Below are 20,963 nucleotides of genomic sequence, written 5' to 3' on the forward strand. Positions count from 1 at the left end.
GCCCCTCCCACCGGCGAGCCGATTGCCGTATAACGAGTGCCATACGCGTATTTGGTAATAAAGGACCCACAATAAAAGCTGATGAAGACTCCTAAACGCATTGAACCCCTGATCGAAGACGGTCTGGTCGACGAAGTGCTGCGCCCTCTCATGAGTGGTAAAGAAGCAGCTGTTTATGTGGTGCGCTGCGGCAACGAATTGCGTTGCGCCAAGGTTTACAAGGAGGCGAACAAACGAAGTTTTCGTCAGGCATCCGAATACCAGGAAGGCCGTAAGGTCCGTAACAGCCGTCAGGCCCGGGCCATGGCCAAGGGCTCCAAGTTCGGTAAGAAAGAAACCGAAGATGCCTGGCAGAACGCCGAAGTGGCGGCACTGTTCCGCCTGGCCGGCGCGGGCGTTCGCGTGCCCAAGCCCTACGACTTCCTCGAAGGCGTGCTGTTGATGGAGCTGGTGGCCGACGAGTACGGCGATGCGGCGCCGCGTCTGAATGACGTGACACTGGAGCCGGACCAGGCGCGCGAATACCACGCCTTCCTGATTTCCCAGATCGTGCTGATGCTGTGTACCGGCCTGGTGCACGGTGACTTGTCCGAGTTCAACGTACTGCTTACCCCCACGGGCCCGGTGATTATTGACCTGCCCCAGGCGGTGGATGCGGCGGGCAACAACCACGCGTTCAATATGCTGGAACGGGATGTGGGCAACATGGCCTCCTACTTCGGGCGTTTTGCCCCGGAGTTGAAGAAGACCAAGTACGCCAAGGAAATGTGGGCGCTGTACGAAGCCGGTACCTTGCACCCGGCCAGCGTCTTGACCGGCGAGTTCGACGAGCCGGAAGAGTTGGCGGATGTGGGCGGTGTGATTCGCGAGATCGAAGCGGCGCGGCTGGATGAAGAGCGCAAGCAAGCGATTCGGGCGGCAGATGATGCTCCGCCGAGCAAAGCGTCCGAAGAACCGCCACCGCCGCCTTGGATGCAATGATCTTCGGGTAAATGAAGATCAAAATGTGGGAGGGGGTTTGCTCCCGATAGCGGTGTGTCAGTTACAGATATTGAGACTGACCCACCGCCATCGGGAGCAAGCCCCCTCCCACATTGGTTTTGTAGTCAGTCAGTTAGAGCCTCACGCGCAGCAGCTTCCTGAAGCCAACTCCTTGAGAATCGGACAATCCGGCCGATGATCGCCCTGGCAGTGCTCCACCAGATCTTGCAACGTATCCCGCAACTGCCCCAGCTCCAGAATCTTCTGGTTCAACGCCTCGATATGCTGGCGCGCCAGGGCTTTCACGTCGGCGCTGGCCCGTTGGCGGTCCTGCCACAGGGTCAGCAGCTTGCCGACCTCTTCCAATGAAAACCCCAGATCCCGCGAGCGTTTGATAAACGCCAATGTGTGCAAGTCGTCCGGGCCGTACACACGGTAGCCACTGTCGGTGCGGTGGGCGGCTTTGAGCAGGCCGATGGATTCGTAGTAGCGAATCATCTTGGCGCTCAGCCCGCTTTGGCGTGCGGCTTGGCCGATGTTCATGGGCGTTGATCCTCCAGGTCAGTGGGTTTCCAGGTTTTCAACAACAGTGCATTGCTCACCACGCTGACGCTGGACAAGGCCATAGCCGCGCCCGCCAGCACCGGGTTGAGCAGGCCGAATGCGGCCAGGGGAATACCGATCAAGTTATACACAAACGCCCAGAACAGGTTCTGGCGGATTTTTGCGTAGGTCTTGCGGCTGATCTCCAGAGCTGCCGGCACCAGGCGTGGGTCGCCGCGCATCAGGGTGATACCGGCAGCATGCATGGCCACGTCGGTGCCGCCGCCCATGGCGATGCCGATATCGGCCGCCGCCAGGGCCGGGGCGTCGTTGATGCCGTCGCCGACCATCGCCACCACGCCGTTTTTTTTCAGATGGGCGACGGTGGCGGCTTTATCGGCGGGCAGCACTTCAGCGTGAACATCGTCGATGCCCAGTGCGTGCGCCACCACGCGGGCGCTGCCGCGGTTGTCGCCGGTGAGCAAGTGGCTGCTGATGTGCTGGGCCTTGAGTTGCTCAACGGCTTCCAACGCACCGGGTTTGAGGGTGTCGCCAAAGGCGAACAACCCGAGTACGCGCGGTTGTGGACCCTGTTCGATCAGCCAGGACAGGGTGCGGCCTTCGGACTCCCAGTCGCTGGCGACACCTGCCAAGTCACCCGCGCTCAAGCCGATTTCTTCCAGCAGACGGCGATTGCCCAGTGCCAGTGGCCGACCGTCGAGGGTGCCGGCAATGCCGCGCCCGGTCAGGGATTGGCTGACGCTTACATCAGGCACCTTCAGCCCTTGTTCGCTGCAGGCATCCAACACGGCTTTTGCCAGGGGATGTTCGCTGCCGCGTTGCAGCGCGCCGGCCTGTTGCAGCAGCAGGGCTTGATTGCCATCCACCGCGACCAAGTGGGCGATTTTTGGCGTGCCGGAGGTGAGCGTGCCCGTCTTGTCGAAGACCACGGCGCTCACTGCGTGGGCGCGCTCCAGCGCTTCGGCGTCCTTGATCAGGATGCCGTAGCGGGCGGCGACACCGGTGCCGGCCATGATTGCAGTCGGCGTGGCCAGGCCAAGGGCGCAAGGGCAGGCGATCACCAGCACGGCCACGGCGTTGATAATCGCGGTCTCCAGCGACGCGCCGTACAGCCACCATCCCACCAGCGTGAGCACCGCCAGTACCAGCACGGTTGGGACGAAGACCTGGCTGACTTTATCCACCAGTTTCTGAATCGGCGCCTTGGCGGCCTGGGCGTCTTCCACCAGGCGGATGATGCGTGCCAGGACACTTTCAGCACCAAGGGCGGTGGTGCGGACCAGCAGACGACCTTCGCCGTTGATGGCACCGCCGGTGACTTTATCGCCGGGTTGTTTCGGCACCGGCAGGCTTTCACCGCTGATCAACGCCTCGTCGGCATGGCTTTGGCCTTCGGTCACTTCACCGTCCACCGGGAAACGCTCGCCGGGTTTGACCAACACCAGGTCATCGAGCTTCAACGCGCTGATGGCGACGTCTTCTTCACGGCCATCCTGCACACGCAGTGCACGTTCAGGGCGCAGGGCTTCCAGCGCACGGATGGCGCTGGCAGTCTGGCGTTTAGCACGGCTTTCCAGGTATTTGCCCAGCAATACCAAGGCAATTACCACCGCTGAAGCTTCGAAGTACAGGTGGGGCGCCATACCCGCATGTGCGGTGAGCCATTCATAAATGCTCAGGCCGTAACCGGCGCTGGTGCCGATGGCGACCAGCAGGTCCATATTACCGGCGCCGGCGCGTACGGCTTTCCAGGCGGCTATGTAGAAGCGCGCACCGAAAATGAATTGCACGGGCGTGGCGAGGGCGAACTGCACCCAGGGGGGGAGCATCCAGTGCAGGCCAAAGGGCTCCACCAGCATCGGCAGCACCAACGGCAATGCCAGCGCAATGGCCAGCAGCAGCGACCAACGCTCGCGGTGCAGGCGCTGGGCTTGATCGGTATCGGTGGCGATTTCGCTTTGAGGCAGGCTGGCGCTGTAACCGGCCTTGTCGACCGCCGCAATCAGCACGGCGGGGTCCATTTGGCCCTGCACTTCGACGTGGGCGCGCTCGTTGGCCAGGTTGACACTGACGCTTTGCACCCCCGGCACCTTGCCCAGCGCACGCTCGACACGCCCGGCACAGCTGGCGCAGGTCATGCCGCTGATGGGCAGATCAAAGGTGGTGGATCCATTCATGGGGCATTCCTCCAGAAGAAGTTGCCCCTAGCATCAACCTTGACCTGTGGGTAAGGTCAAGCGCCTTCAGTAATCCAATGCAGCCGCTTTGAGGTACATGCCATCCGGGCCCTGGGCGATCCGTAACTTGCGTACGTCACCGGCCTTGAGCGTGATGTTTTGCGCGGGCGGGGCGAGCAGGCCAGGCAGGCAGCCCGCAGCTTGGCCCGGCAGCAGCTTCAGGCGCAGTGACACATTGCCGGCGGGCAGGTTGAACGAGGTGGCCTGCTCCTGGTACAGGCGCCCGGCCAACTGGTCTTGGATGTACAGGCCGATCTCGCAATTGGTCAGCACTTCCAGGCGTTCCCGGGAAATGATCAACACCGCATAGTCTTGATCGGCACTGGCCATGGGCGCAGCGGCAGACAAACTCATCAAGCCGGCAAGGGCAAAATATGACCAGCGCATGGCGAATGCTCCGTGGTGTGAATCAAAGATGGGTCAAGCTTGGCCGACAGTGCCACCGAATACCAGCCCGGCCGATTTTTTCAGAACTTGACCTTGCCATTGTGGCAAGGTCGAGACTGGGTTCAACCTCATCAAAGGAGTTATGTCATGCAAGTATTCAGCGTTGAAGGAATGACCTGCGGCCATTGCGTCCGGGCGGTGACCCAGGCGGTACAGAGTAAGGATTCAAGCGCCAGTGTGAAGGTCGACCTGGCCGCCAAGGAAGTGGGCGTGGAAAGCCGCTTGTCTGCCGAAGAGGTGATCAGCTTGATCACTGAGGAAGGCTACAGCGCCAAGCTCGCCTGATTTTAATAGTTAGCGAGCTATCGTTATGTTCAAGGCATCCAGGCCCGGCTAGACTGTCGGGCTGCCGACTCTCTTGGGTGCCTGATGAACCTTCGCATAATCCTGATTCTGGGTGCCTTGAGCGCCTTTGCGCCGCTGGCGATCGATTTCTACCTGCCGGGCTTCCCGGCGATGGCCACAGCGTTTGCCACCGATGAAAAACACATCCAGCTGACCCTGGCGGTGTACTTCGCCGGTCTGGCCATTGGCCAATTGATCTATGGCCCGCTGGCGGACCGTTTTGGTCGGCGCGGGCCGCTGCTCAGCGGCGTGACCCTGTTTACCCTGGCGTCCTTCGCCTGCGCCTACGCGCCCTCCCTCGATTGGCTGATTGGCGCACGCTTCGTGCAGGCCCTTGGCGGCTGCGCGGGCATGGTGATTTCCCGCGCGGTGGTCAGCGACAAATGCGATGCCGTGGGCTCGGCCAAGGTGTTTTCCCAGTTGATGCTGGTGACCGGCCTGGCGCCGATTCTTGCGCCGCTGGCCGGCGGGGTGATGGTCGGGTTGTGGGGCTGGCAGTCGATTTTCCTGGCATTGACGATCTTCAGTGTGATGGCCGCTATCGCCGTGGCATTCGGCTTGCCTGAAACCTTTCCAGCCCATCAGCCACGCCAGCCGTTGTCGGGCTCGTTGCGCCGCTATTTCGGGCTGTTGTCCGACCGGGTTTACCTCGGTTACGCCCTTACCGGCGCGCTGTCGATTGCCGGGATGTTTGCCTACATCGCGGGTTCACCGTTCGTGTTTATCAAACTGTATGGCGTGCCCGCTGAGCATTACGGCTGGGTATTCGGCTCCAACGCCGCTGGCTTCATCCTGGTGGCGCAGCTCAACGCTCGCTTGCTGGCCAAGCGTGGCCCGGCGTTTTTGCTGTCGCGTTCGGTGTGGGTGTATCTGCTGGCGGGTCTGACGCTGCTGGGCATCACGGCGTTGCGCACCGATGCGCTGTGGCCATTGCTGGTGCCGCTGTTTATCTGCATCGCCAGTCTGGGCTGCATTTTGCCCAACACCTCGGCGTGTGCCATGAGCGGGCAGGCTGCTCGGGCAGGCAGTGCGTCGGCATTGCTCGGCTGCATCCAGTTCGGTGTGGCGGCGGGGGCGGCGTCGCTGGTGGGGGTGTTGCACGATGGCACGGCCATGCCAATGGCGATGGTCATCAGCCTGTGCGGTGTGTTGGCGGTGACGGTGGCCGTGTCGACCCAACGCCTGCAACGGGCCAGAGCCTTGCAGGCGCAGGGCTGAGAGGCGGGTCAGCCAGCGGCGGAGTGTTGCTGGCTGATTGGAAAACGGTGGGGCGCCTTGATACGCGCTTGCAGGGTATCGGCAAAGGCGCGCGCCTCGGCTTCAGTGTGGAAAGTAATGGCTTTCTGGTCCAGACGGACCTCCCACTGGGATTTTGCTAACGCTTTTATCAGGATCTTCATTGCTGACTTCCTCACGTAAAAGAATCGTGGCAAAGGCGGCCAATATAAACCCCGGATACGCTCACAAATATGACAAAGATCAACTCTCTGACTAGCGGTGTCGTCCATTACTCACACGAATAACGGACAACACTGACAGCCGTTGTTTTAGAACCCTTCCAGCACGATCTTGCCCTTGGCCTTACCGCTTTCCAGCAGTGCATGGGCCCGGCGCAGATTCGCCGCATTGATCACGCCGAAGTGCTCGCCCACCGTGGTTTTCAAGGTGCCAGCGTCGATCAGCTCGGCCACGCGATTGAGTAGGTTGTGCTGCTCAATCATGTCCGGCGTCTCGAACATCGAGCGCGTGTACATAAACTCCCAATGCAGCGACAGGCTCTTGCGCTTAAGTTTGCTCACGTCCAACGCCTTGGGGTCGTCGATCAGTGCCAGCTTGCCTTGGGGTTGCAGCGCTTCGACCAACTGGTCCAGGTGATGCTCGGTTTGGGTCAGGCTGGCGACGTGGGTGACCTGCGGGTGGCCGGCTTGTTTCAACGCTTCACTCAGCGGTTGGCTGTGGTCGATCACCAGGTCGGCGCCGAGGGCCTTGGTCCATTCCTGGGTTTCCGGGCGCGAGGCGGTGCCGATTACTTTCAATCCGGTGAGCTGGCTGGCCAGTTGGGTCAGGATCGAACCCACGCCACCTGCGGCGCCAACGATAAGCAGGCTCTGGCCTTCGTCCTCTTTACCTTCACGCACCTGCAGGCGCTCGAACAGCAGTTCCCAGGCGGTGATGGCGGTCAGCGGCAGCGCGGCGGCTTCGGCAAAGCTCAGGCTCTTGGGCATATGGCCGACGATACGCTCGTCCACAGTGTGCAGTTCACTGTTGCCACCTGGGCGTACCAAGGAGCCGGCGTAGAACACTTTGTCGCCGACCTTGAACAGGCTCACGTCACTGCCGACCGCCTTGACCACACCGGCGACGTCCCAGCCCAGCACTTTGGCGGCGCCGTTTTCCGGGGCGACGTTCTGGCGCACCTTGGTGTCCACCGGGTTCACCGAGATGGCTTTGACTTCCACCAGCAGGTCGCGGGGGCCGGCGACGGGCGCCGGCAATTCGATGTCTTGCAGGGATTTTTCATCGGTGATTGGCAGTGATGCGTAGTAGGCAATGGCTTTCATGAGGGCTCCGGAAAAAGGCGGTGATCAGGCGAGAAACTTCAGGCGCTTGAGTTCGAAGTGTTCGAGTACATCAGCGGCCTTGGCGCGAAAACTTTGGATATGTGCGCTTTGGTCATGGTCGGCCAGTGCGGCGTCATCGCTCCAGCGTTCGAGCATGTAGAAAGTCTCGGGGTGTTGCAGGTCTTGGTGCAGGTCGTATTGCTCGCAACCGGCTTCAAGGCGGGTAGGTTCCAGCAGGCCGCGCAGCAGGATTTCCAGGGTGGCCTGTTGGCCAGGTTTGGCGATCAGCGTGGCGATGACGTTAAAAGCTGTGGGCATATTCAATTCCAGACACGTAATGAACGGGATGGACAGATGATTGGTCATTTCCCCTGAAGATAAAAGCGGCTAAAACAGCACTCTGTTTCAATAATATTTTGATAATGGGTGGGTGGATGCTGCGTTTTGATGATTTGCAGTTGTTTGTGCGCGCTGCGGACTTGGGGAGTTTGTCGGCGGCGGCGCGGGTGATGGACCTGTCGCCTGCCGTGGCCAGCGCGGCGCTCAAGCGTATCGAGCAACAATTGGGCGCGCGCTTGCTGGCCCGTTCCACCCGCAGCCTGCGCCTGACTGCCGAAGGCGAGGGCTTTCTGGAATACGCCCGCGCCTCGTTGAGCTCCCTTGATGAAGGGCGACGTCTTTTGGCCAGCGGTCAGGACCATGTCAGCGGTGTGCTGCAACTGTCGGCGCCCTCGGATTTCGGCCGCAACCAACTGCTGCCGTGGCTGGACGAGTTCCAGCGTGAGTATCCGCAGCTCGCCGTACGCCTGCTGTTGGGTGACCGGATTGCCGACCTGTTCCGCCAGCCGGTGGACATTGCCCTGCGTTATGGTGAGCCCGAGGACTCCAGCCTGATTGCACTGCCCGTCGCGCCGCGCAACGTTCGTGTGCTGTGCGCAGCCCCCAGTTACCTCGCACGCCACGGTGAGCCGCGACACTTGGAGCAATTGGCCCAGCACAATTGCTTGCTGTATATGCTCGGCACCCGAGTGCATGACCACTGGACGTTTCACGACGGCAAGCGCGAAGTCAGCCTGACGGTCAGCGGCGACCGCTTCAGCGACGATGCCGATGTGGTGCGCCGCTGGGCCGTGGCGGGTATGGGCATTGCCTATAAATCCTGGCTGGATGTGAGCACCGACGTGCTGGCTGGACGACTGCGCCTGATCCTGCCGGAGCTGCGCGGCGAGCGCACGCCGCTCAATCTGCTGTGTGCCCATCGCGCGCAGTTGAGCAAGCCCATCAACCTGCTGCGGGAAATGCTCGTAGCTCGCTGTGCGACATTGACGGCTCAATTGTCGGAGCGATTGGACCTCGTGTAATAGCCTCCGTAACGCAAGGAAATTTCACTCAAAACCCGTCCCTACTCTGGCTGTCAGACGCCACGGAACCCGCCCTTGGCGCACTTATACTCTGGCGCCTACCGCATCAGAAAAGTAATTCGACAGGGAGTGAATCGATGGAAGAAGCACCATGCATTAGTCAGATTGCCAGCTTGCTTGCTGAGCCAAAACGCACAGCCATGCTGTGGTCCTTGATGGACGGCTCGGCGAAGTCGTCGAAGGAACTGGCGGCACTTACCGGTCTACCGTCGGCCTCGGCCAATGCACATCTGGCGCGGCTGACCAGTAGCGGCTTGCTGCGAACCGAAGCGCGGTATGGCAAGCGACTGTTTCGCTTGGCAGACGGCGATGTCAGCGCCGCCATCCATGCCTTGGCCAGTACTACCCTGGCCAGTGCCACACGCAGTGCGCCGGGTGTTTCAACGCAGGTCTTGGTTGCGCCGCCGTCATTACGCCGTGCTCGGCTGTGTCATGGTCATCTTGGTGGCGAGCTAGCGGCGCAGTTGTATGAACGAATGATGGCGGCGAGGTGGATCGAGCGCCATGAGCAACGGCTCGCCGTCACATTCAAGGGCGCGCAGCAAATGGCGGGCCTGGGCATTTTTACCCAAGCATTGGCAATGCCGCTGCTGTGCGATTGTTTTGACTGGAGCCAGCAGCAACCACACCTCGGGGGCGCGCTGGGTGCTGGGTTGTTTCAGTTGTTCCTGCAATCGAACTGGATCAGCCTGGTCAACGAGTCCCAGGCTGTGGTGGTCAACGACGTCGGGCTGGAAGAGATCGCCCGATTGGCCACGCTGTAGGAGCAGGCGCCGTGGTCACAGGCGCTCACTCCAACATTCGCTCACGTCAGGGCTTTACGAGTCGCGCATCCAGGCTGTTCTGCGCCAGGCGTTTGGCCTGGTCCTGGGTCATGCCCAAGGAGGTGTACAGCGCGTGGAAGTTCTCGGTGACATAACCGCCGAAGTAGGCAGGGTCATCGGAGTTCACGGTCACTTTCACGCCACGCTCAAGCATGTCGAGGATGTTGTGCTGGGCCATGTCGTCGAACACGCAGAGCTTGGTGTTGGACAGCGGGCACACGGTGAGTGGGATCTGCTCGTCGATGATGCGCTGCATCAGGCGTTCGTCTTCGATGGCGCGCACGCCATGGTCGATTCGCTGGATTTTCAGCAGGTCGATGGCTTCCCAGATGTACTCCGGTGGGCCTTCTTCGCCGGCGTGGGCAACGGTGAGGAAGCCTTCATGGCGGGCACGGTCGAACACGCGCTGGAACTTGCTCGGCGGGTGACCCATCTCGGAGCTGTCCAGGCCCACGGCCACGAACGCGTCACGGAACGGCAGCGCCTGGTCGAGGGTTTTTTGTGCTTCGTCTTCGCTCAGGTGACGCAGGAAGCTGAGGATCAGCCCGCTGGTGATGCCCAGTTGCTGCTCGCCATCTTTGAGTGCTGCGGCGATACCGTTGAGTACGACTTCGAACGGCACGCCACGGTCGGTGTGGGTTTGCGGGTCGAAGAAGGGTTCGGTGTGGATCACGTTCTGCTCTTTGCAGCGCAGCAGGTAGGCCCAGGTCAGGTCGTAGAAGTCCTGAGACGTGCGCAGCACATCGGCGCCCTTGTAATACAGGTCCAGAAACTCTTGCAAGTTGTTGAACGCGTAGGCCTTGCGCAAGGTTTCGACGTCGTTCCACGGCAGCGCAATCTTGTTGCGCTCGGCCAGGGCGAACAGCAGCTCAGGCTCCAGCGAGCCCTCCAGGTGCAGGTGCAGTTCAGCCTTGGGCAGGGCGTTGAGCCAATCGTACATGTCTAAATTCTCATCAGGTGCAATGGCGGCATTCTACAGGGCATAGCCGAAATAATCGGTAAAACCTGACCGGCAGGAGAGTATTCGTTTTATTCGCGCAAGAGGGTTGTGAACTAAGGTGTAACGAAACGTTAGCAGCGTGGCGCAGTCTGTACCCCATCAATGACTGATTTGCTGTACGAAAAAGGCCCCGAATGCTCACCTCCCTCAAGCAAGAAAAATTCATGCTACTGGCGCTGATTGCCGCCATCGCCGCCTACCCGCTGGAGCACTGGATGCTGCACAGCGGGCAAATAGTCGCGCTGTTGGCAGGCGTGGCGCTGATTGGTTTTATCGTAGTGGCGTCGATGCGCGTGGCCCACCACGCCGAGCAACTGGCGGAGAAAGTCGGCGACCCCTACGGCACCATGATCCTTACCCTGGCCGCCGTGCTGGTGGAAGTGGTGATCCTGGCGATCATGATGAGTAATGAGCCATCGCCCACCCTGGTGCGTGACACTATTTATTCGGCAGTGATGCTGGATATCAACGGCATCCTCGGCCTGGCCGCCTTGATGGGCGGCATCAAGCACGGCGAGCAGTCCTACAACGACGACTCGGCGCGCACCTACAGCGTGATGATCCTCACCGCCATGGGCGTGTCGATGGTGGTGCCGGAATTCATCCCCGAAGCTGACTGGAAAATTTACTCAGCCTTCACCATTGGCGCGATGGTGGTGCTCTACACCTTGTTCCTGCGCATGCAGGTGGGACCGCACAGTTATTTCTTCAGCTACAGCTATCCGGAAAAACGCCGCAAAAAACTGCCGGAAGAGGAGCAAACGCCGCCGGTGAACCTGGTGTTCTCCATCGGCACGTTGGTGTTTGGCGTGATTGTGATTGGCGCGTTGGCCGAGGTGATGTCCAAGACGCTCGACCTGGGTCTGGAAGGCACGGGCGCACCGCCGGTGATTACGGCGATTGTGGTTGCAGCCATTTCGGCGGCACCGGAAATTCTCACGGCCTTGCGCGCCGCATTGGCCAACCGCATGCAGTCGGTGGTGAATATTGCACTGGGAGCGTCGTTGTCGACGGTGATTTTGACGGTGCCGGTGATGGAGGCCATGGCGCTCTACACTGGCCAGCCTTTCCAGATGGCGATGACGCCGGTGCAAACGGTGATGGTGTTTATCACGCTGATTGTCAGTGCGATCAACCTCAACGATGGCGAAACCAACGCTATCGAAGGGATGACCCATTTTGTGCTGTTTGCGACATTCATCATGTTGTCGCTGCTGGGATTGTAAGAACACCGCAGATAAAAAGCGGGAGGGGTGGTGCGACGAATCGACGTTCCCCTCCCGCATGTTGAACGGTGTTTACTTAGGTCCCTGCGATCAATCGTCGCGCCGCCTGGCTGTGATCGGCGATCAAACGTTTCAGATCCAGGCCCTCGACCTGCCCGTCTATCACTCGCCATTTGCCCGCGACCATCACCCGATCCGCACGATCCGCACCACACAACAGCAGCGCCGAAATCGGATCATGGCTACCGGAGAACCGCAGCTCATCAAGTTTGAACAGTGCCAGATCCGCCTGTTTACCCACGGCCAATTCACCGATATCCGTACGCCCCAGCAACTGCGCCGAACCTTTGGTAGCCCAGCCGAGCACGCCTTCGGGGGTGATCTTTTCTGCGCCATAACGTAGACGCTGGATGTACAGGGCCTGTCGTGCTTCGAGAATCATGTTCGATGCATCATTGGAGGCGGAACCGTCCACGCCCAGGCCGATGGGCGCGCCCGCGGCTAGCAAGTCGAGGGTAGGGCAGATGCCGGATGCCAGGCGCATATTTGAGCTTGGGCAGTGGCAGATACCGGTACCGGCGGCGCCAAGGCGGGCGATTTCATCAGGGTTGAAGTGAATGCCATGTGCCAGCCAAGTGCGTGGGCCGAGCCAGCCCACGCTGTCGAGGTAATCCACGGTGCGCAGGCCGAAGCGTTGCAGGCAGAAATCTTCTTCGTCGAGGGTTTCCGCCAGATGGGTGTGCAGGCGCACGTCTAGGCTGTTGGCCAGTTCGGCGCTGGCACGCATGATTTCCGGTGTGACGGAGAACGGCGAGCAAGGCGCCAGGGCAATCTGGATCTGTGCGCCGTCGCCGCGTTGGTGGTATTCGCGGATCAGGCGCTGGCTGTCGTCGAGGATGACCTGCCCTTGTTGCACGGTCTGTTGCGGCGGGAGGCCACCGTCGGCTTCGCCCAGGCTCATGGAGCCCCGGGTAAGCATGGCGCGCATGCCCAATTCGCGCACCGTATCAACTTGCACGTCGATGGCATTTTCCAGGCCGTCGGGGAACAGGTAGTGGTGGTCGGCGGCGGTGGTGCAGCCCGAGAGTAGCAATTCGGCCAAGGCGACTTTGGTGGCCAGAGCAAGTTTCTCGGGCGTCAGACGCGCCCACACCGGGTACAGGGTTTTCAGCCAGGGGAACAACGGCTGATTGACCACCGGCGCCCAGGCACGGGTGAGGGTTTGGTAAAAATGATGGTGGGTGTTGATCAGGCCGGGCAGGATCACGTGTTCGCGTGCGTCGAACACCTGTCCACAAGGCACAGCGGGCTCTTTTCCCCAGCCCAGCACTTCGGTGATCACACCGTCCTGCTGCACTAGGCCGCCACGGGCATCGAGGCCATTGGCAGTGAAAATCGCGAGGGGGTTTTTTAACCAGATACGGGTCGCAGGCATTGGCCGGCTCCTCTGAATGATGGGTTCAGGTTTGCCAGCTCAGTGTTGCCCTGTCTGCTGATCCAGGGTCGCCGGTTGGGGCGAGGGCGCAGTCTACGCGCGGAGCGTTATCGACGGCAATCAGTCGATAACGCTGCCCGTCGCTTACCAGGCGATGGTGTCGCCTTTGTAGTCCACGAAGTGGTGACCACCTTTGCCGGTGTAGGCATTTACCTGATCCACCAGGCCGCGCACGCTGGTGTCGACATCGATGTGCGCGTTTTCGCCGCCCATGTCGGTCTTCACCCAGCCCGGATGCAGTGACAGAACAGTGAGTGTGTGGTCGCCCAGTTGAGTGATGAAGCTGTTGGTCATGGAGTTCAGCGCGGCTTTGCTGGCCTTGTACAGCGCCAGGTCTGAGCCGTCGGGGATCGTTACGCTGCCCAATACCGAACTCATGAATGCGAGCACGCCGCTGTCTTTGCGGATCTGCCCGACAAAGCGCTGCGCCAGGTTGATCGGCGCCACGGCATTAGTGAAAAACAACTGGCCGACTTCCGCGAGAGTGGCGTGACCGGGCTCCTGGTTGGCCGGACCCTTGACGCCGGCGTTGACGAACAGCAGGTCGAAGGTGCGCTCTTTGAGGCGCTGGGCCAGGGCGATCACGGCTTGCTGATCGTCCATGTCCAGTTTTTCGATCTGCACCGGACCCACCGCTTTAAGGGCATCAGCCTTGCTCGGATCACGCACGGTGGCGGTCACGTCCCAGCCGTCCTGGAGCAATTGCTTGACCAGGCCAAGGCCCAGCCCGCGCGAGGCGCCGATGATCAGTGCGGTTTTTGGCGTAGACATGAAAAGCTTCCTTTAGAGTCGCGGTTCAGGGGGATTCAGCAAATAACAGTAACAGTTTCAGCGTTGCAGCAGGATACGCCCACGGCTCAGGTCGGCGAGCTGGGCTTGGAGCGTGTCGATGTGCGCCTCACCCAGTGCCAGTTGCAACTCCACACCGTTGGCGGTGAAGTTTTCTTCCACCACTAGGCCGCCAAGTTCAGCAACGCGCAGCTTCACCAAGTTCAGCTCGGAGAATCCACAGGCGCAACTCAGTGGTACGCGGCTGATCAGTTCGAGACGCTCGGCATTCTGCAGGCATTTGTTCGCTCCGCCGCCATAGGCACGGGCGAGGCCGCCGGTGCCCAATTGGATGCCGCCGTACCAGCGAATCACCAATACCGCGACTTGATCAAAACCCTGGGCTTCGATGGCTGCGAGAATCGGCCGCCCGGCAGTGCCACCGGGTTCGCCGTCGTCACTGCTGCGGTATTGGTCGGCCAGCTTCCAGGCCCAGCAGTTATGCGTGGCGTTCAGGTCGCTGTGTTGCTCGAAAAAAGCCTGAGCGTCCTGCGGGCTGGTGATCGGGGCGGCGAGGGTGATGAAGCGGCTTTTACGTATTTCTTCACGAAACTCGCAAAGGCCGGTGAGCGTGAAAGGCATAAGTGACTTCGTCTAGAGGCTCGGCTTGATGCCGCAGCCTTTGAGAATGATGTGGATCAGGTTGGTGCCGGCATCTTCCATATCTTGCTTGGTCAGCTTGGTGCGACCGGTGACGCGGCAGATCTGGGTGGCGAAGTCTGCGTAGTGCTGGGTGCTGCCCCACAGCAGGAAGATCAGGTGCACGGGGTCGATGGGGTCCATCTTGCCGGCGTCGATCCAGGCTTGGAACACTGCCGCCCGGCCACTGAACCACGTGCGGTAATCCTGGCTGAAATATTCGGTGAGGCATTCGCCGCCGCTGATGATCTCCATGGCGAAGATCCGCGAGGCCTGGGGTTGGCGTCGCGAAAACTCCATCTTGGTGCGGATGTAGCGGGAGAGGGCCACGGCAGGGTCGTCCTCGGCGGTCAGTGTGTTGAAGGTGCTGTCCCACAGTTCGAGGATATTGCTGAGCACGGCGATATACAGGCCCAGCTTGTTCGTGAAGTAGTAGTGCAAGTTGGCCTTCGGCAATCCGGCGCTGGCAGCAATAGTGTTCATGCTGGTGCCCTTGTAGCCATGGCGCGCGAATTCATCTTCAGCAGCCTGGAGAATCGCTTGTTCGTTCTTTTGCCGAATGCGGCTGGCGGGCTTACCGGCGTGGTTGCTGTGGGCAGGAACTTCGAGGCTCATGGAGATTACCGTGCTGATCGATAGAGACGACGTGTGCACAGATAACCCACCCTCAAGCCTCAGACAAGTCCCGATGCAATAAAACCCTTAAAGCGGTTCCAAGGTGTCGCTTTCCGGCGCTTGGTTTGCGGCAGTTTCGATCGCCTTGGATTCCGGCAGTAGCAGGCACAGCACGATGGCGGTCAGCCCGCCGCTGGTGATGGCGGAGTCGAACAAGTTCTGCACCAGGGTTGGCATCAGGTGAAGCAGATTGGGTTGGGCGGCGATGCCCAGGCCGACGCCAAACGACGTGGCGATGATCAGCATGCTGCGTCGGTCCAGCGGCGCCTGGGCGAGGATGCGCACGCCAGCGGCGGCCACACTGCCGAACATCACCAGGGTCGCGCCGCCCAATACGGGTTTGGGGATTTGCTGCAGTACCGCACCAATCAACGGAAACAAACCGAGGCAAAACAGCACCACGCCTATATATAAACCAACGTAACGGCTGGCCACGCCAGTGAGTTGGATCACGCCATTGTTCTGAGCAAAGGTGGTGTTGGGGAAGGCACTGAAAGTGGCCGCGATCATGCAACTCACGCCATCACCCAGTACGCCTCCCTTGAGTCGGCTTATATAAGAAGGGCCGCTGATGGGCTGGCGGGCGATCATGCAGTTGGCGGTGAGGTCGCCGACGGTCTCGATGCTGCTGATCAGGTAAATCAGCGCGATCGGTAGGAAAGCGCTCCAGTCGAAGTTGAACCCAAAGCGAAACGGAATCGGCAGGCTCACCAGAGGTAAGTCCGGCAGGGCTTGGGGCACGAGTTTGCCGCTGAACCACGCAGCCAGGCTGCCAAGGGCCAGACCGATAATGATCGCCGAGAGCCGCACCCAGGGCGTGTTGGAACGGTTGAGCAGAATGATCGTCAGCACCACGAACAGGCCCAATGCAAGATTGGTGGGCGCGCCGAAGTCAGGGGCGTTGAAGCCACCGCCGAGGTCGGTAATGCCGACTTTGATCAGGCTGATGCCGATTAGCGTGATGACAATCCCTGTCACCAAAGGCGTGATGACTCGACGCAATTGGCCGATAAAACGGCTCAGCACGATCTGCACCGCCGCGCCGAAAAAGCACACGCCGAAGATCATCGCCATGATGTCTTCCGGGCTGCCGCCCCGTTGTTTCACCAGGAAGCCTGCCGACAGTACCGCGCCGAGAAAGGCAAAGCTGGTGCCTTGCAGGCAGATCATCCCGGCGCCTATCCCAAATGGCCTACGCGCCTGGATGAATGTGCCGACACCGGACACCATCAACGCCATGCTGATCAGATAGGGCAAATGGGCGGTCAGGCCCAGAGTGGAGCCGATGATCAGTGGCGGAGTGATGATGCCGACAAAAGCGGCCAGCACGTGCTGCAGTGCGGCCAGAAATGCCGGGGCGGGTTTGGGGCGGTCGTTGAGGCCGTAGATCAGGTCGCTGGGGGTGGAGGATTCTGGTGGCATGGCGGGCTAACTCAAGGCGGATGGTCAAGTTCCATCTGTTCTTGCAAAAAGCTGTCCAGTTGCTCAGCTTTTAGCGTAAAGCCTGAGCTAGCGCGTTGTGGCCAGGCTGTCGAGGAAGCTTTCAAGCACCAAATGAGGGCGACGGCCCTTGCGTGTGACCGATGCGAGGCTTAAATCGTAAAAACGCGTAGCCGATTTCAGCGCACGCAGTCGGCCTTGTTGTACCCAGAGGCTGGCGTAGTGGTCGGGCAGGTAGCCGATGTAGCGGCCGGTCAGGATCAGGAACGCCATGCCTTCGCGGTCCGAGGCGCTGGCGGTGCAGTTGAGCGCTTGGTAATGGGCCTGGATTTCGGCAGGCAAACGGAATGTTGGAGCGATGGCGTCCTGGCTGTCGATGCGCTCGTCGCCCAACTGCTTGTCTTCGGCGTAAAACAACGGATGGCCGACTGCGCAATAGAGCAGCGAGCGTTCGCTGTACAGCGGTTGGTACTCCAATCCCGAAAGGGCGCTGGCCTGGGGCACTACGCCCACATGCAAACGACCATCGAGTACGCCTTGTTCGACTTCATTGGGGGCGATCATGCGGATTTGGATCTGCACGTCTGGGCCGCGCTCCTTTAATTGGGCCAAGGCGTGAGTGATGCGCATGTGGGGCAGGGTGACGAGGTTGTCGGTGAGGCCAATGATCAACTCGCCGCGCAAATGCTGGTGCAGACCGTTGACCTCGGTGCGAAAACTTTCCAGTGCACTTAATAGTTGCAGGGCTGACTGATAGACCTCACGGCCTTCTTCGGTCAGTGAGAACCCCGCGCGGCCACGTTGGCAGAGGCGCAATCCGAGACGCTGTTCAAGGTCGCTCATTTGCTGACTGATGGCCGAGCGCCCGATGCCGAGCACGGTTTCCGCTGCCGAGAAGCCGCCGCATTCCACCACACTCCGGAAGATGCGCAGCAGGCGAATATCAAAGTCGCTCACTTGGGCGAGGGGATCGGGTCGACGGCTGCTCATAGTTTAGTGAAGGCCTGACTGAAGGTTAGAAGAGTTGAATTTCACCGACTTTATCGCCGTGGCAATTTAGCTGCAACAACGCGTTTCAATCCCGACGCGGCCTTTTGCCCTGCGAGGTTTTGCTGATGAACATGCCTGAAAACGCCCCATCGTCCCTGGCCAGCCAACTGAAGTTGGACGCGCACTGGATGCCCTACACGGCCAACCGCAACTTCCAGCGTGACCCGCGCCTGATCGTGGCCGCCGAAGGTAGCTGGTTGACCGATGACAAGGGCCGCAAGGTGTACGACTCGTTGTCTGGCCTGTGGACGTGCGGCGCCGGGCACACACGCAAGGAAATCCAGGAAGCGGTGGCCAAGCAATTGGGTACGTTGGATTACTCCCCGGGCTTCCAGTACGGTCATCCGTTGTCCTTCCAGCTGGCGGAAAAGATTACCGACCTGACCCCAGGCAACCTTAATCATGTGTTCTTCACTGACTCCGGCTCCGAGTGTGCCGATACTGCGGTGAAGATGGTGCGTGCCTACTGGCGCCTGAAGGGCCAAGCCACCAAGACCAAGATGATCGGACGCGCCCGTGGCTATCACGGTGTGAACATCGCGGGCACCAGCCTGGGCGGCGTGAACGGCAACCGTAAGATGTTTGGCCAGGCGATGATGGACGTTGACCATTTGCCGCACACCTTGCTGGCAAGCAATGCCTTCTCCCGCGGCATGCCTGAGCTGGGCGGCATCGCATTGGCCGATGAGTTGCTCAAGCTGATCGAGCTGCATGACGCTTCCAACATCGCGGCAGTGTTTGTCGAACCGATGGCTGGTTCCGCTGGCGTGTTGGTGCCGCCGCAGGGTTATCTCAAGCGTCTGCGAGAGATTTGTGACCAGCACAACATCCTGCTGGTGTTTGACGAAGTGATTACCGGTTTTGGCCGTACCGGCTCGATGTTCGGCGCCGACAGCTTCGGCGTGACTCCGGATCTGATGTGCATCGCCAAACAAGTCACCAATGGCGCGATCCCCATGGGCGCGGTGATTGCCAGCAGCGAGATCTATCAGACCTTTATGAACCAGGCGACGCCTGAGTACGCGGTGGAATTTCCACACGGCTATACCTACTCGGCGCACCCCGTTGCTTGCGCGGCTGGCCTGGCGGCACTCGACCTGTTGCAGAAGGAAAACCTGGTGCAGAGCGTAGCCGAAGTCGCTCCGCACTTTGAGAATGCGCTGCACGGTTTGAAGGGCAGCAAGAACGTGATCGACATTCGCAACTACGGCTTGGCCGGCGCGATCCAGATTGCCCCGCGTGACGGTGATGCCATCGTGCGTCCATTCGAGGCAGGCATGGCTTTGTGGAAGGCGGGTTTCTACGTGCGCTTTGGCGGCGACACCTTGCAGTTCGGGCCAACCTTCAACAGCAAGCCGCAGGATCTGGATCGCCTGTTTGATGCGGTCGGCGAAGTGCTGAACAAGATCGACTGATTTCTCTTTCTATATAGAACAACTTTTCAGGAGCCCTGCATGAGCCTTATCCAGCATTTGATCAACGGTGAGTTGGTCAACGACAGTGGTCGCAGTGCCGACGTATATAACCCGTCCACCGGCCAGGTGATTCACCAAGTACCGCTGGCCAGCCGTGAAACCATTCAACAGGCGATCGATTCGGCCAAGGCCGCATTCCCGGCGTGGCGTAATACCCCGCCGGCCAAGCGTGCCCAGGTGATGTTTCGTTTCAAGCAGTTGCTGGAACAGAACGAAGCGCGAATCTCGCAGTTGATCAGCGAGGAGCATGGCAAGACCCTGGAAGACGCGGCGGGTGAGTTGAAGCGTGGCATCGAGAACGTTGAGTACGCATGCTCGGCGCCGGAGATTCTGAAGGGCGAGTACAGCCGCAACGTTGGGCCGAACATTGATGCTTGGTCGGACTTTCAGCCGTTGGGCGTGGTAGCGGGTATTACGCCGTTCAACTTCCCGGCGATGGTGCCGCTGTGGATGTATCCGCTGGCAATCGTGTGCGGTAACTGCTTCATCCTGAAGCCTTCGGAGCGTGATCCGAGTTCGACGCTGCTGATTGCGCAACTGTTGCAGGAAGCCGGTCTGCCTAAAGGCGTGCTGAGTGTGGTGCACGGTGATAAGGGCGCGGTTGACGCATTGATTGAGGCGCCGGAAGTCAAAGCGCTGAGTTTTGTGGGGTCGACGCCGATTGCTGAGTACATCTATTCCGAAGCGACCAAGCGCGGCAAGCGCGTGCAGGCGCTGGGCGGGGCGAAGAACCACGCCGTACTGATGCCAGATGCGGACTTGGATAATGCGGTCAGTGCGCTGATGGGCGCGGCGTATGGCTCCTGCGGGGAGCGCTGCATGGCCATCTCTGTGGCCGTCTGCGTAGGTGACCAAGTAGCTGATGCGTTGATCGCCAAGCTGGTGCCGCAGATTAAGGCGCTGAAGATAGGTGCGGGCACGACGTGTGGGCTGGATATGGGGCCGCTGGTAACCGGTCAGGCGCGGGATAAGGTCAGCGGCTACATAGAAGACGGTGTTGCTTCGGGTGCAGAGTTGGTGGTCGATGGCCGTGGGCTAAGTATTACCGGGAATGAAGATGGCTTCTTCCTCGGTGGCAGCCTGTTTGACCGTGTGACGCCCGAGATGCGCATCTATAAGGAGGAGATCTTCGGGCCGGTGTTGTGCGTGGTCCGGGTGAGCAGCCTGGAGGCGGCGATGCAATTGATCAACGACCATGAGTATGGGAACGGTACGTGCATCTTCACCCGTGATGGTGAGGCGGCCCGTCTGTTCTGCGATGAGATTGAAGTGGGTATGGTTGGGGTGAACGTTCCACTGCCAGTTCCGGTGGCTTATCACAGCTTTGGTGGCTGGAAACGCTCGCTGTTTGGTGACTTACATGCGTACGGTCCGGATGGCGTGCGTTTTTACACCCGGCGCAAGGCGATTACCCAGCGTTGGCCTCAGCGGGCCAGTCATGAGGCGTCGCAGTTTGCTTTCCCTAGTCTGTAAGGCTCTATGAGCAGAAAGCCGGCCCTTTTGGGCCGGCTTTTTCGTTTCTAGGGCTTTTTTTGAGTTATATGGCAAAAATATGAAAAAGAAGGTTGACCACAGATTCTAGGAGCCTATAATTCGCCCCACTTCCGGCGCAGTCGAAACGGAAAACTCCTTGGTAAACAATGAGTTACGCAGTTTTCGGCAGTAAGTTGCTTCAGTTCATCGAAGCCAAAAGGAAGTTGAAAAAGAGGTGTTGACAGCAGCGTGTAACGCTGTAGAATTCGCCTCCCGCTGATG

At 60.1% G+C, this 20,963-nt stretch carries 21 protein-coding genes; 8 read left to right on the top strand and 13 right to left on the bottom strand.

Going from position 1 to position 20,963, the window contains the following annotated elements:
* Positions 1 to 81: 81 nt before the first annotated feature.
* The gene (locus tag ACEN2T_RS06665; RefSeq protein ID WP_032887119.1) at positions 82 to 981 is read left to right on the top strand and encodes a PA4780 family RIO1-like protein kinase; all 900 of its coding nucleotides are present in this window, start codon (positions 82 to 84) and stop codon (positions 979 to 981) included.
* Positions 982 to 1,122: 141 nt separating this feature from the next.
* Here the strand turns inward: ACEN2T_RS06665 and cueR are convergent, their stop codons facing one another.
* The 3 genes from cueR to ACEN2T_RS06680 form a co-directional block, all read right to left on the bottom strand.
* Entirely contained in the window at positions 1,123 to 1,524 is a 402-nt protein-coding gene (gene cueR, locus ACEN2T_RS06670) for a Cu(I)-responsive transcriptional regulator (RefSeq protein WP_032887118.1), read from the bottom strand.
* Positions 1,521 to 3,722 carry a heavy metal translocating P-type ATPase gene (locus ACEN2T_RS06675; protein WP_442116480.1) on the bottom strand — a complete coding sequence of 734 codons (2,202 nt, stop codon included), beginning with the start codon at positions 3,720 to 3,722 and terminating at the stop codon, positions 1,521 to 1,523. The genes cueR and ACEN2T_RS06675 overlap by 4 nt, the downstream gene beginning before the upstream one ends.
* Before the next feature lie 66 nt (positions 3,723 to 3,788).
* Positions 3,789 to 4,169, bottom strand: a complete 381-nt coding sequence (locus ACEN2T_RS06680) for a hypothetical protein (protein ID WP_032887115.1) — start codon at positions 4,167 to 4,169, stop codon at positions 3,789 to 3,791.
* Between the two features lie 147 nt (positions 4,170 to 4,316).
* On the opposite strand from ACEN2T_RS06680, the gene ACEN2T_RS06685 reads away from it, so the two are divergent.
* A complete protein-coding gene (locus tag ACEN2T_RS06685; RefSeq protein WP_032887113.1) occupies positions 4,317 to 4,514 on the top strand; it encodes a heavy-metal-associated domain-containing protein in 198 nt (65 codons plus the stop codon).
* An 84-nt stretch (positions 4,515 to 4,598) separates the two neighbouring features.
* On the top strand, positions 4,599 to 5,792 hold the full coding sequence (locus ACEN2T_RS06690) for a multidrug effflux MFS transporter (RefSeq protein WP_442116481.1): 1,194 nt from the start codon (positions 4,599 to 4,601) through the stop codon (positions 5,790 to 5,792).
* Between the two features lie 8 nt (positions 5,793 to 5,800).
* Here ACEN2T_RS06690 and ACEN2T_RS06695 read toward each other — a convergent pair whose 3' ends face one another.
* From ACEN2T_RS06695 to ACEN2T_RS06705, 3 genes are all read right to left on the bottom strand, one after another.
* The gene (locus ACEN2T_RS06695) at positions 5,801 to 5,974 is read right to left on the bottom strand and encodes a hypothetical protein (protein WP_163033283.1); all 174 of its coding nucleotides are present in this window, start codon (positions 5,972 to 5,974) and stop codon (positions 5,801 to 5,803) included.
* Between the two features lie 147 nt (positions 5,975 to 6,121).
* Complete coding sequence (locus ACEN2T_RS06700; RefSeq protein ID WP_122682039.1) at positions 6,122 to 7,135, bottom strand: zinc-binding alcohol dehydrogenase family protein; 1,014 nt, start codon at positions 7,133 to 7,135, stop codon at positions 6,122 to 6,124.
* 24 nt (positions 7,136 to 7,159) lie between these two features.
* A complete protein-coding gene (locus ACEN2T_RS06705) occupies positions 7,160 to 7,453 on the bottom strand; it encodes a putative quinol monooxygenase (protein ID WP_122753907.1) in 294 nt (97 codons plus the stop codon).
* A gap of 116 nt (positions 7,454 to 7,569) precedes the next feature.
* Between ACEN2T_RS06705 and ACEN2T_RS06710 the strand changes: the two genes are divergently transcribed.
* Positions 7,570 to 8,496: a LysR family transcriptional regulator gene (locus tag ACEN2T_RS06710; protein ID WP_032887108.1), complete on the top strand. Its 927-nt coding sequence runs from the start codon at positions 7,570 to 7,572 to the stop codon at positions 8,494 to 8,496.
* Between the two features lie 137 nt (positions 8,497 to 8,633).
* Positions 8,634 to 9,320 (top strand): ArsR/SmtB family transcription factor, encoded by a 687-nt coding sequence (locus tag ACEN2T_RS06715; RefSeq protein WP_122682038.1) that lies wholly within the window; start codon positions 8,634 to 8,636, stop codon positions 9,318 to 9,320.
* A 46-nt stretch (positions 9,321 to 9,366) separates the two neighbouring features.
* On the opposite strand, the gene ACEN2T_RS06720 is transcribed toward ACEN2T_RS06715, so the two are convergent.
* Positions 9,367 to 10,320, bottom strand: a complete 954-nt coding sequence (locus ACEN2T_RS06720; RefSeq protein WP_032887105.1) for an adenosine deaminase — start codon at positions 10,318 to 10,320, stop codon at positions 9,367 to 9,369.
* A 194-nt stretch (positions 10,321 to 10,514) separates the two neighbouring features.
* On the opposite strand from ACEN2T_RS06720, the gene ACEN2T_RS06725 reads away from it, so the two are divergent.
* A complete protein-coding gene (locus ACEN2T_RS06725; RefSeq protein ID WP_032887104.1) occupies positions 10,515 to 11,606 on the top strand; it encodes a calcium:proton antiporter in 1,092 nt (363 codons plus the stop codon).
* Positions 11,607 to 11,682: 76 nt separating this feature from the next.
* Here the strand turns inward: ACEN2T_RS06725 and ACEN2T_RS06730 are convergent, their stop codons facing one another.
* The 6 genes from ACEN2T_RS06730 to ACEN2T_RS06755 form a co-directional block, all read right to left on the bottom strand.
* On the bottom strand, positions 11,683 to 13,041 hold the full coding sequence (locus ACEN2T_RS06730; protein WP_032887103.1) for an 8-oxoguanine deaminase: 1,359 nt from the start codon (positions 13,039 to 13,041) through the stop codon (positions 11,683 to 11,685).
* A gap of 144 nt (positions 13,042 to 13,185) precedes the next feature.
* A complete protein-coding gene (locus tag ACEN2T_RS06735) occupies positions 13,186 to 13,872 on the bottom strand; it encodes an SDR family oxidoreductase (RefSeq protein ID WP_032887102.1) in 687 nt (228 codons plus the stop codon).
* 57 nt (positions 13,873 to 13,929) lie between these two features.
* Positions 13,930 to 14,511, bottom strand: coding sequence for an IMPACT family protein (locus ACEN2T_RS06740; RefSeq protein WP_032887101.1), 582 nt, complete (start codon positions 14,509 to 14,511; stop codon positions 13,930 to 13,932).
* Between the two features lie 12 nt (positions 14,512 to 14,523).
* Complete coding sequence (locus ACEN2T_RS06745) at positions 14,524 to 15,183, bottom strand: TetR/AcrR family transcriptional regulator (RefSeq protein ID WP_032887099.1); 660 nt, start codon at positions 15,181 to 15,183, stop codon at positions 14,524 to 14,526.
* Positions 15,184 to 15,270: 87 nt separating this feature from the next.
* Positions 15,271 to 16,665, bottom strand: coding sequence for a uracil-xanthine permease family protein (locus ACEN2T_RS06750; protein WP_099602157.1), 1,395 nt, complete (start codon positions 16,663 to 16,665; stop codon positions 15,271 to 15,273).
* An 87-nt stretch (positions 16,666 to 16,752) separates the two neighbouring features.
* Entirely contained in the window at positions 16,753 to 17,673 is a 921-nt protein-coding gene (locus ACEN2T_RS06755) for a LysR family transcriptional regulator (protein WP_032887097.1), read from the bottom strand.
* Positions 17,674 to 17,798: 125 nt separating this feature from the next.
* Here ACEN2T_RS06755 and ACEN2T_RS06760 point away from each other — a divergent pair, with 125 nt between their 5' ends.
* Both ACEN2T_RS06760 and ACEN2T_RS06765 read left to right on the top strand, forming a co-directional pair.
* The gene (locus tag ACEN2T_RS06760; RefSeq protein ID WP_032887096.1) at positions 17,799 to 19,148 is read left to right on the top strand and encodes an aspartate aminotransferase family protein; all 1,350 of its coding nucleotides are present in this window, start codon (positions 17,799 to 17,801) and stop codon (positions 19,146 to 19,148) included.
* A 39-nt stretch (positions 19,149 to 19,187) separates the two neighbouring features.
* Positions 19,188 to 20,681, top strand: coding sequence for a CoA-acylating methylmalonate-semialdehyde dehydrogenase (locus tag ACEN2T_RS06765; RefSeq protein ID WP_032887095.1), 1,494 nt, complete (start codon positions 19,188 to 19,190; stop codon positions 20,679 to 20,681).
* The last annotated feature ends 282 nt before the right edge of the window (positions 20,682 to 20,963 follow it).

It is taken from the genome of Pseudomonas sp. W22_MBD1_FP4 (assembly GCF_052113765.1).
GTDB lineage: Bacteria > Pseudomonadota > Gammaproteobacteria > Pseudomonadales > Pseudomonadaceae > Aquipseudomonas > Aquipseudomonas sivasensis.

Excerpts from the sequence above, each read along its gene's own strand:
- ACEN2T_RS06665 (WP_032887119.1), top strand. The coding sequence starts at position 82 with ATGAAGACTCCTAAACGCATTGAACCCCTGATCGAAGACGGTCTGGTC.
- cueR (WP_032887118.1), bottom strand. The coding sequence starts at position 1,524 with ATGAACATCGGCCAAGCCGCACGCCAAAGCGGGCTGAGCGCCAAGATG.
- ACEN2T_RS06675 (WP_442116480.1), bottom strand. The coding sequence starts at position 3,722 with ATGAATGGATCCACCACCTTTGATCTGCCCATCAGCGGCATGACCTGC.
- ACEN2T_RS06680 (WP_032887115.1), bottom strand. The coding sequence starts at position 4,169 with ATGCGCTGGTCATATTTTGCCCTTGCCGGCTTGATGAGTTTGTCTGCC.
- ACEN2T_RS06685 (WP_032887113.1), top strand. The coding sequence starts at position 4,317 with ATGCAAGTATTCAGCGTTGAAGGAATGACCTGCGGCCATTGCGTCCGG.
- ACEN2T_RS06690 (WP_442116481.1), top strand. The coding sequence starts at position 4,599 with ATGAACCTTCGCATAATCCTGATTCTGGGTGCCTTGAGCGCCTTTGCG.
- ACEN2T_RS06695 (WP_163033283.1), bottom strand. The coding sequence starts at position 5,974 with ATGAAGATCCTGATAAAAGCGTTAGCAAAATCCCAGTGGGAGGTCCGT.
- ACEN2T_RS06700 (WP_122682039.1), bottom strand. The coding sequence starts at position 7,135 with ATGAAAGCCATTGCCTACTACGCATCACTGCCAATCACCGATGAAAAA.
- ACEN2T_RS06705 (WP_122753907.1), bottom strand. The coding sequence starts at position 7,453 with ATGCCCACAGCTTTTAACGTCATCGCCACGCTGATCGCCAAACCTGGC.
- ACEN2T_RS06710 (WP_032887108.1), top strand. The coding sequence starts at position 7,570 with ATGCTGCGTTTTGATGATTTGCAGTTGTTTGTGCGCGCTGCGGACTTG.
- ACEN2T_RS06715 (WP_122682038.1), top strand. The coding sequence starts at position 8,634 with ATGGAAGAAGCACCATGCATTAGTCAGATTGCCAGCTTGCTTGCTGAG.
- ACEN2T_RS06720 (WP_032887105.1), bottom strand. The coding sequence starts at position 10,320 with ATGTACGATTGGCTCAACGCCCTGCCCAAGGCTGAACTGCACCTGCAC.
- ACEN2T_RS06725 (WP_032887104.1), top strand. The coding sequence starts at position 10,515 with ATGCTCACCTCCCTCAAGCAAGAAAAATTCATGCTACTGGCGCTGATT.
- ACEN2T_RS06730 (WP_032887103.1), bottom strand. The coding sequence starts at position 13,041 with ATGCCTGCGACCCGTATCTGGTTAAAAAACCCCCTCGCGATTTTCACT.
- ACEN2T_RS06735 (WP_032887102.1), bottom strand. The coding sequence starts at position 13,872 with ATGTCTACGCCAAAAACCGCACTGATCATCGGCGCCTCGCGCGGGCTG.
- ACEN2T_RS06740 (WP_032887101.1), bottom strand. The coding sequence starts at position 14,511 with ATGCCTTTCACGCTCACCGGCCTTTGCGAGTTTCGTGAAGAAATACGT.
- ACEN2T_RS06745 (WP_032887099.1), bottom strand. The coding sequence starts at position 15,183 with ATGAGCCTCGAAGTTCCTGCCCACAGCAACCACGCCGGTAAGCCCGCC.
- ACEN2T_RS06750 (WP_099602157.1), bottom strand. The coding sequence starts at position 16,665 with ATGCCACCAGAATCCTCCACCCCCAGCGACCTGATCTACGGCCTCAAC.
- ACEN2T_RS06755 (WP_032887097.1), bottom strand. The coding sequence starts at position 17,673 with ATGAGCAGCCGTCGACCCGATCCCCTCGCCCAAGTGAGCGACTTTGAT.
- ACEN2T_RS06760 (WP_032887096.1), top strand. The coding sequence starts at position 17,799 with ATGAACATGCCTGAAAACGCCCCATCGTCCCTGGCCAGCCAACTGAAG.
- ACEN2T_RS06765 (WP_032887095.1), top strand. The coding sequence starts at position 19,188 with ATGAGCCTTATCCAGCATTTGATCAACGGTGAGTTGGTCAACGACAGT.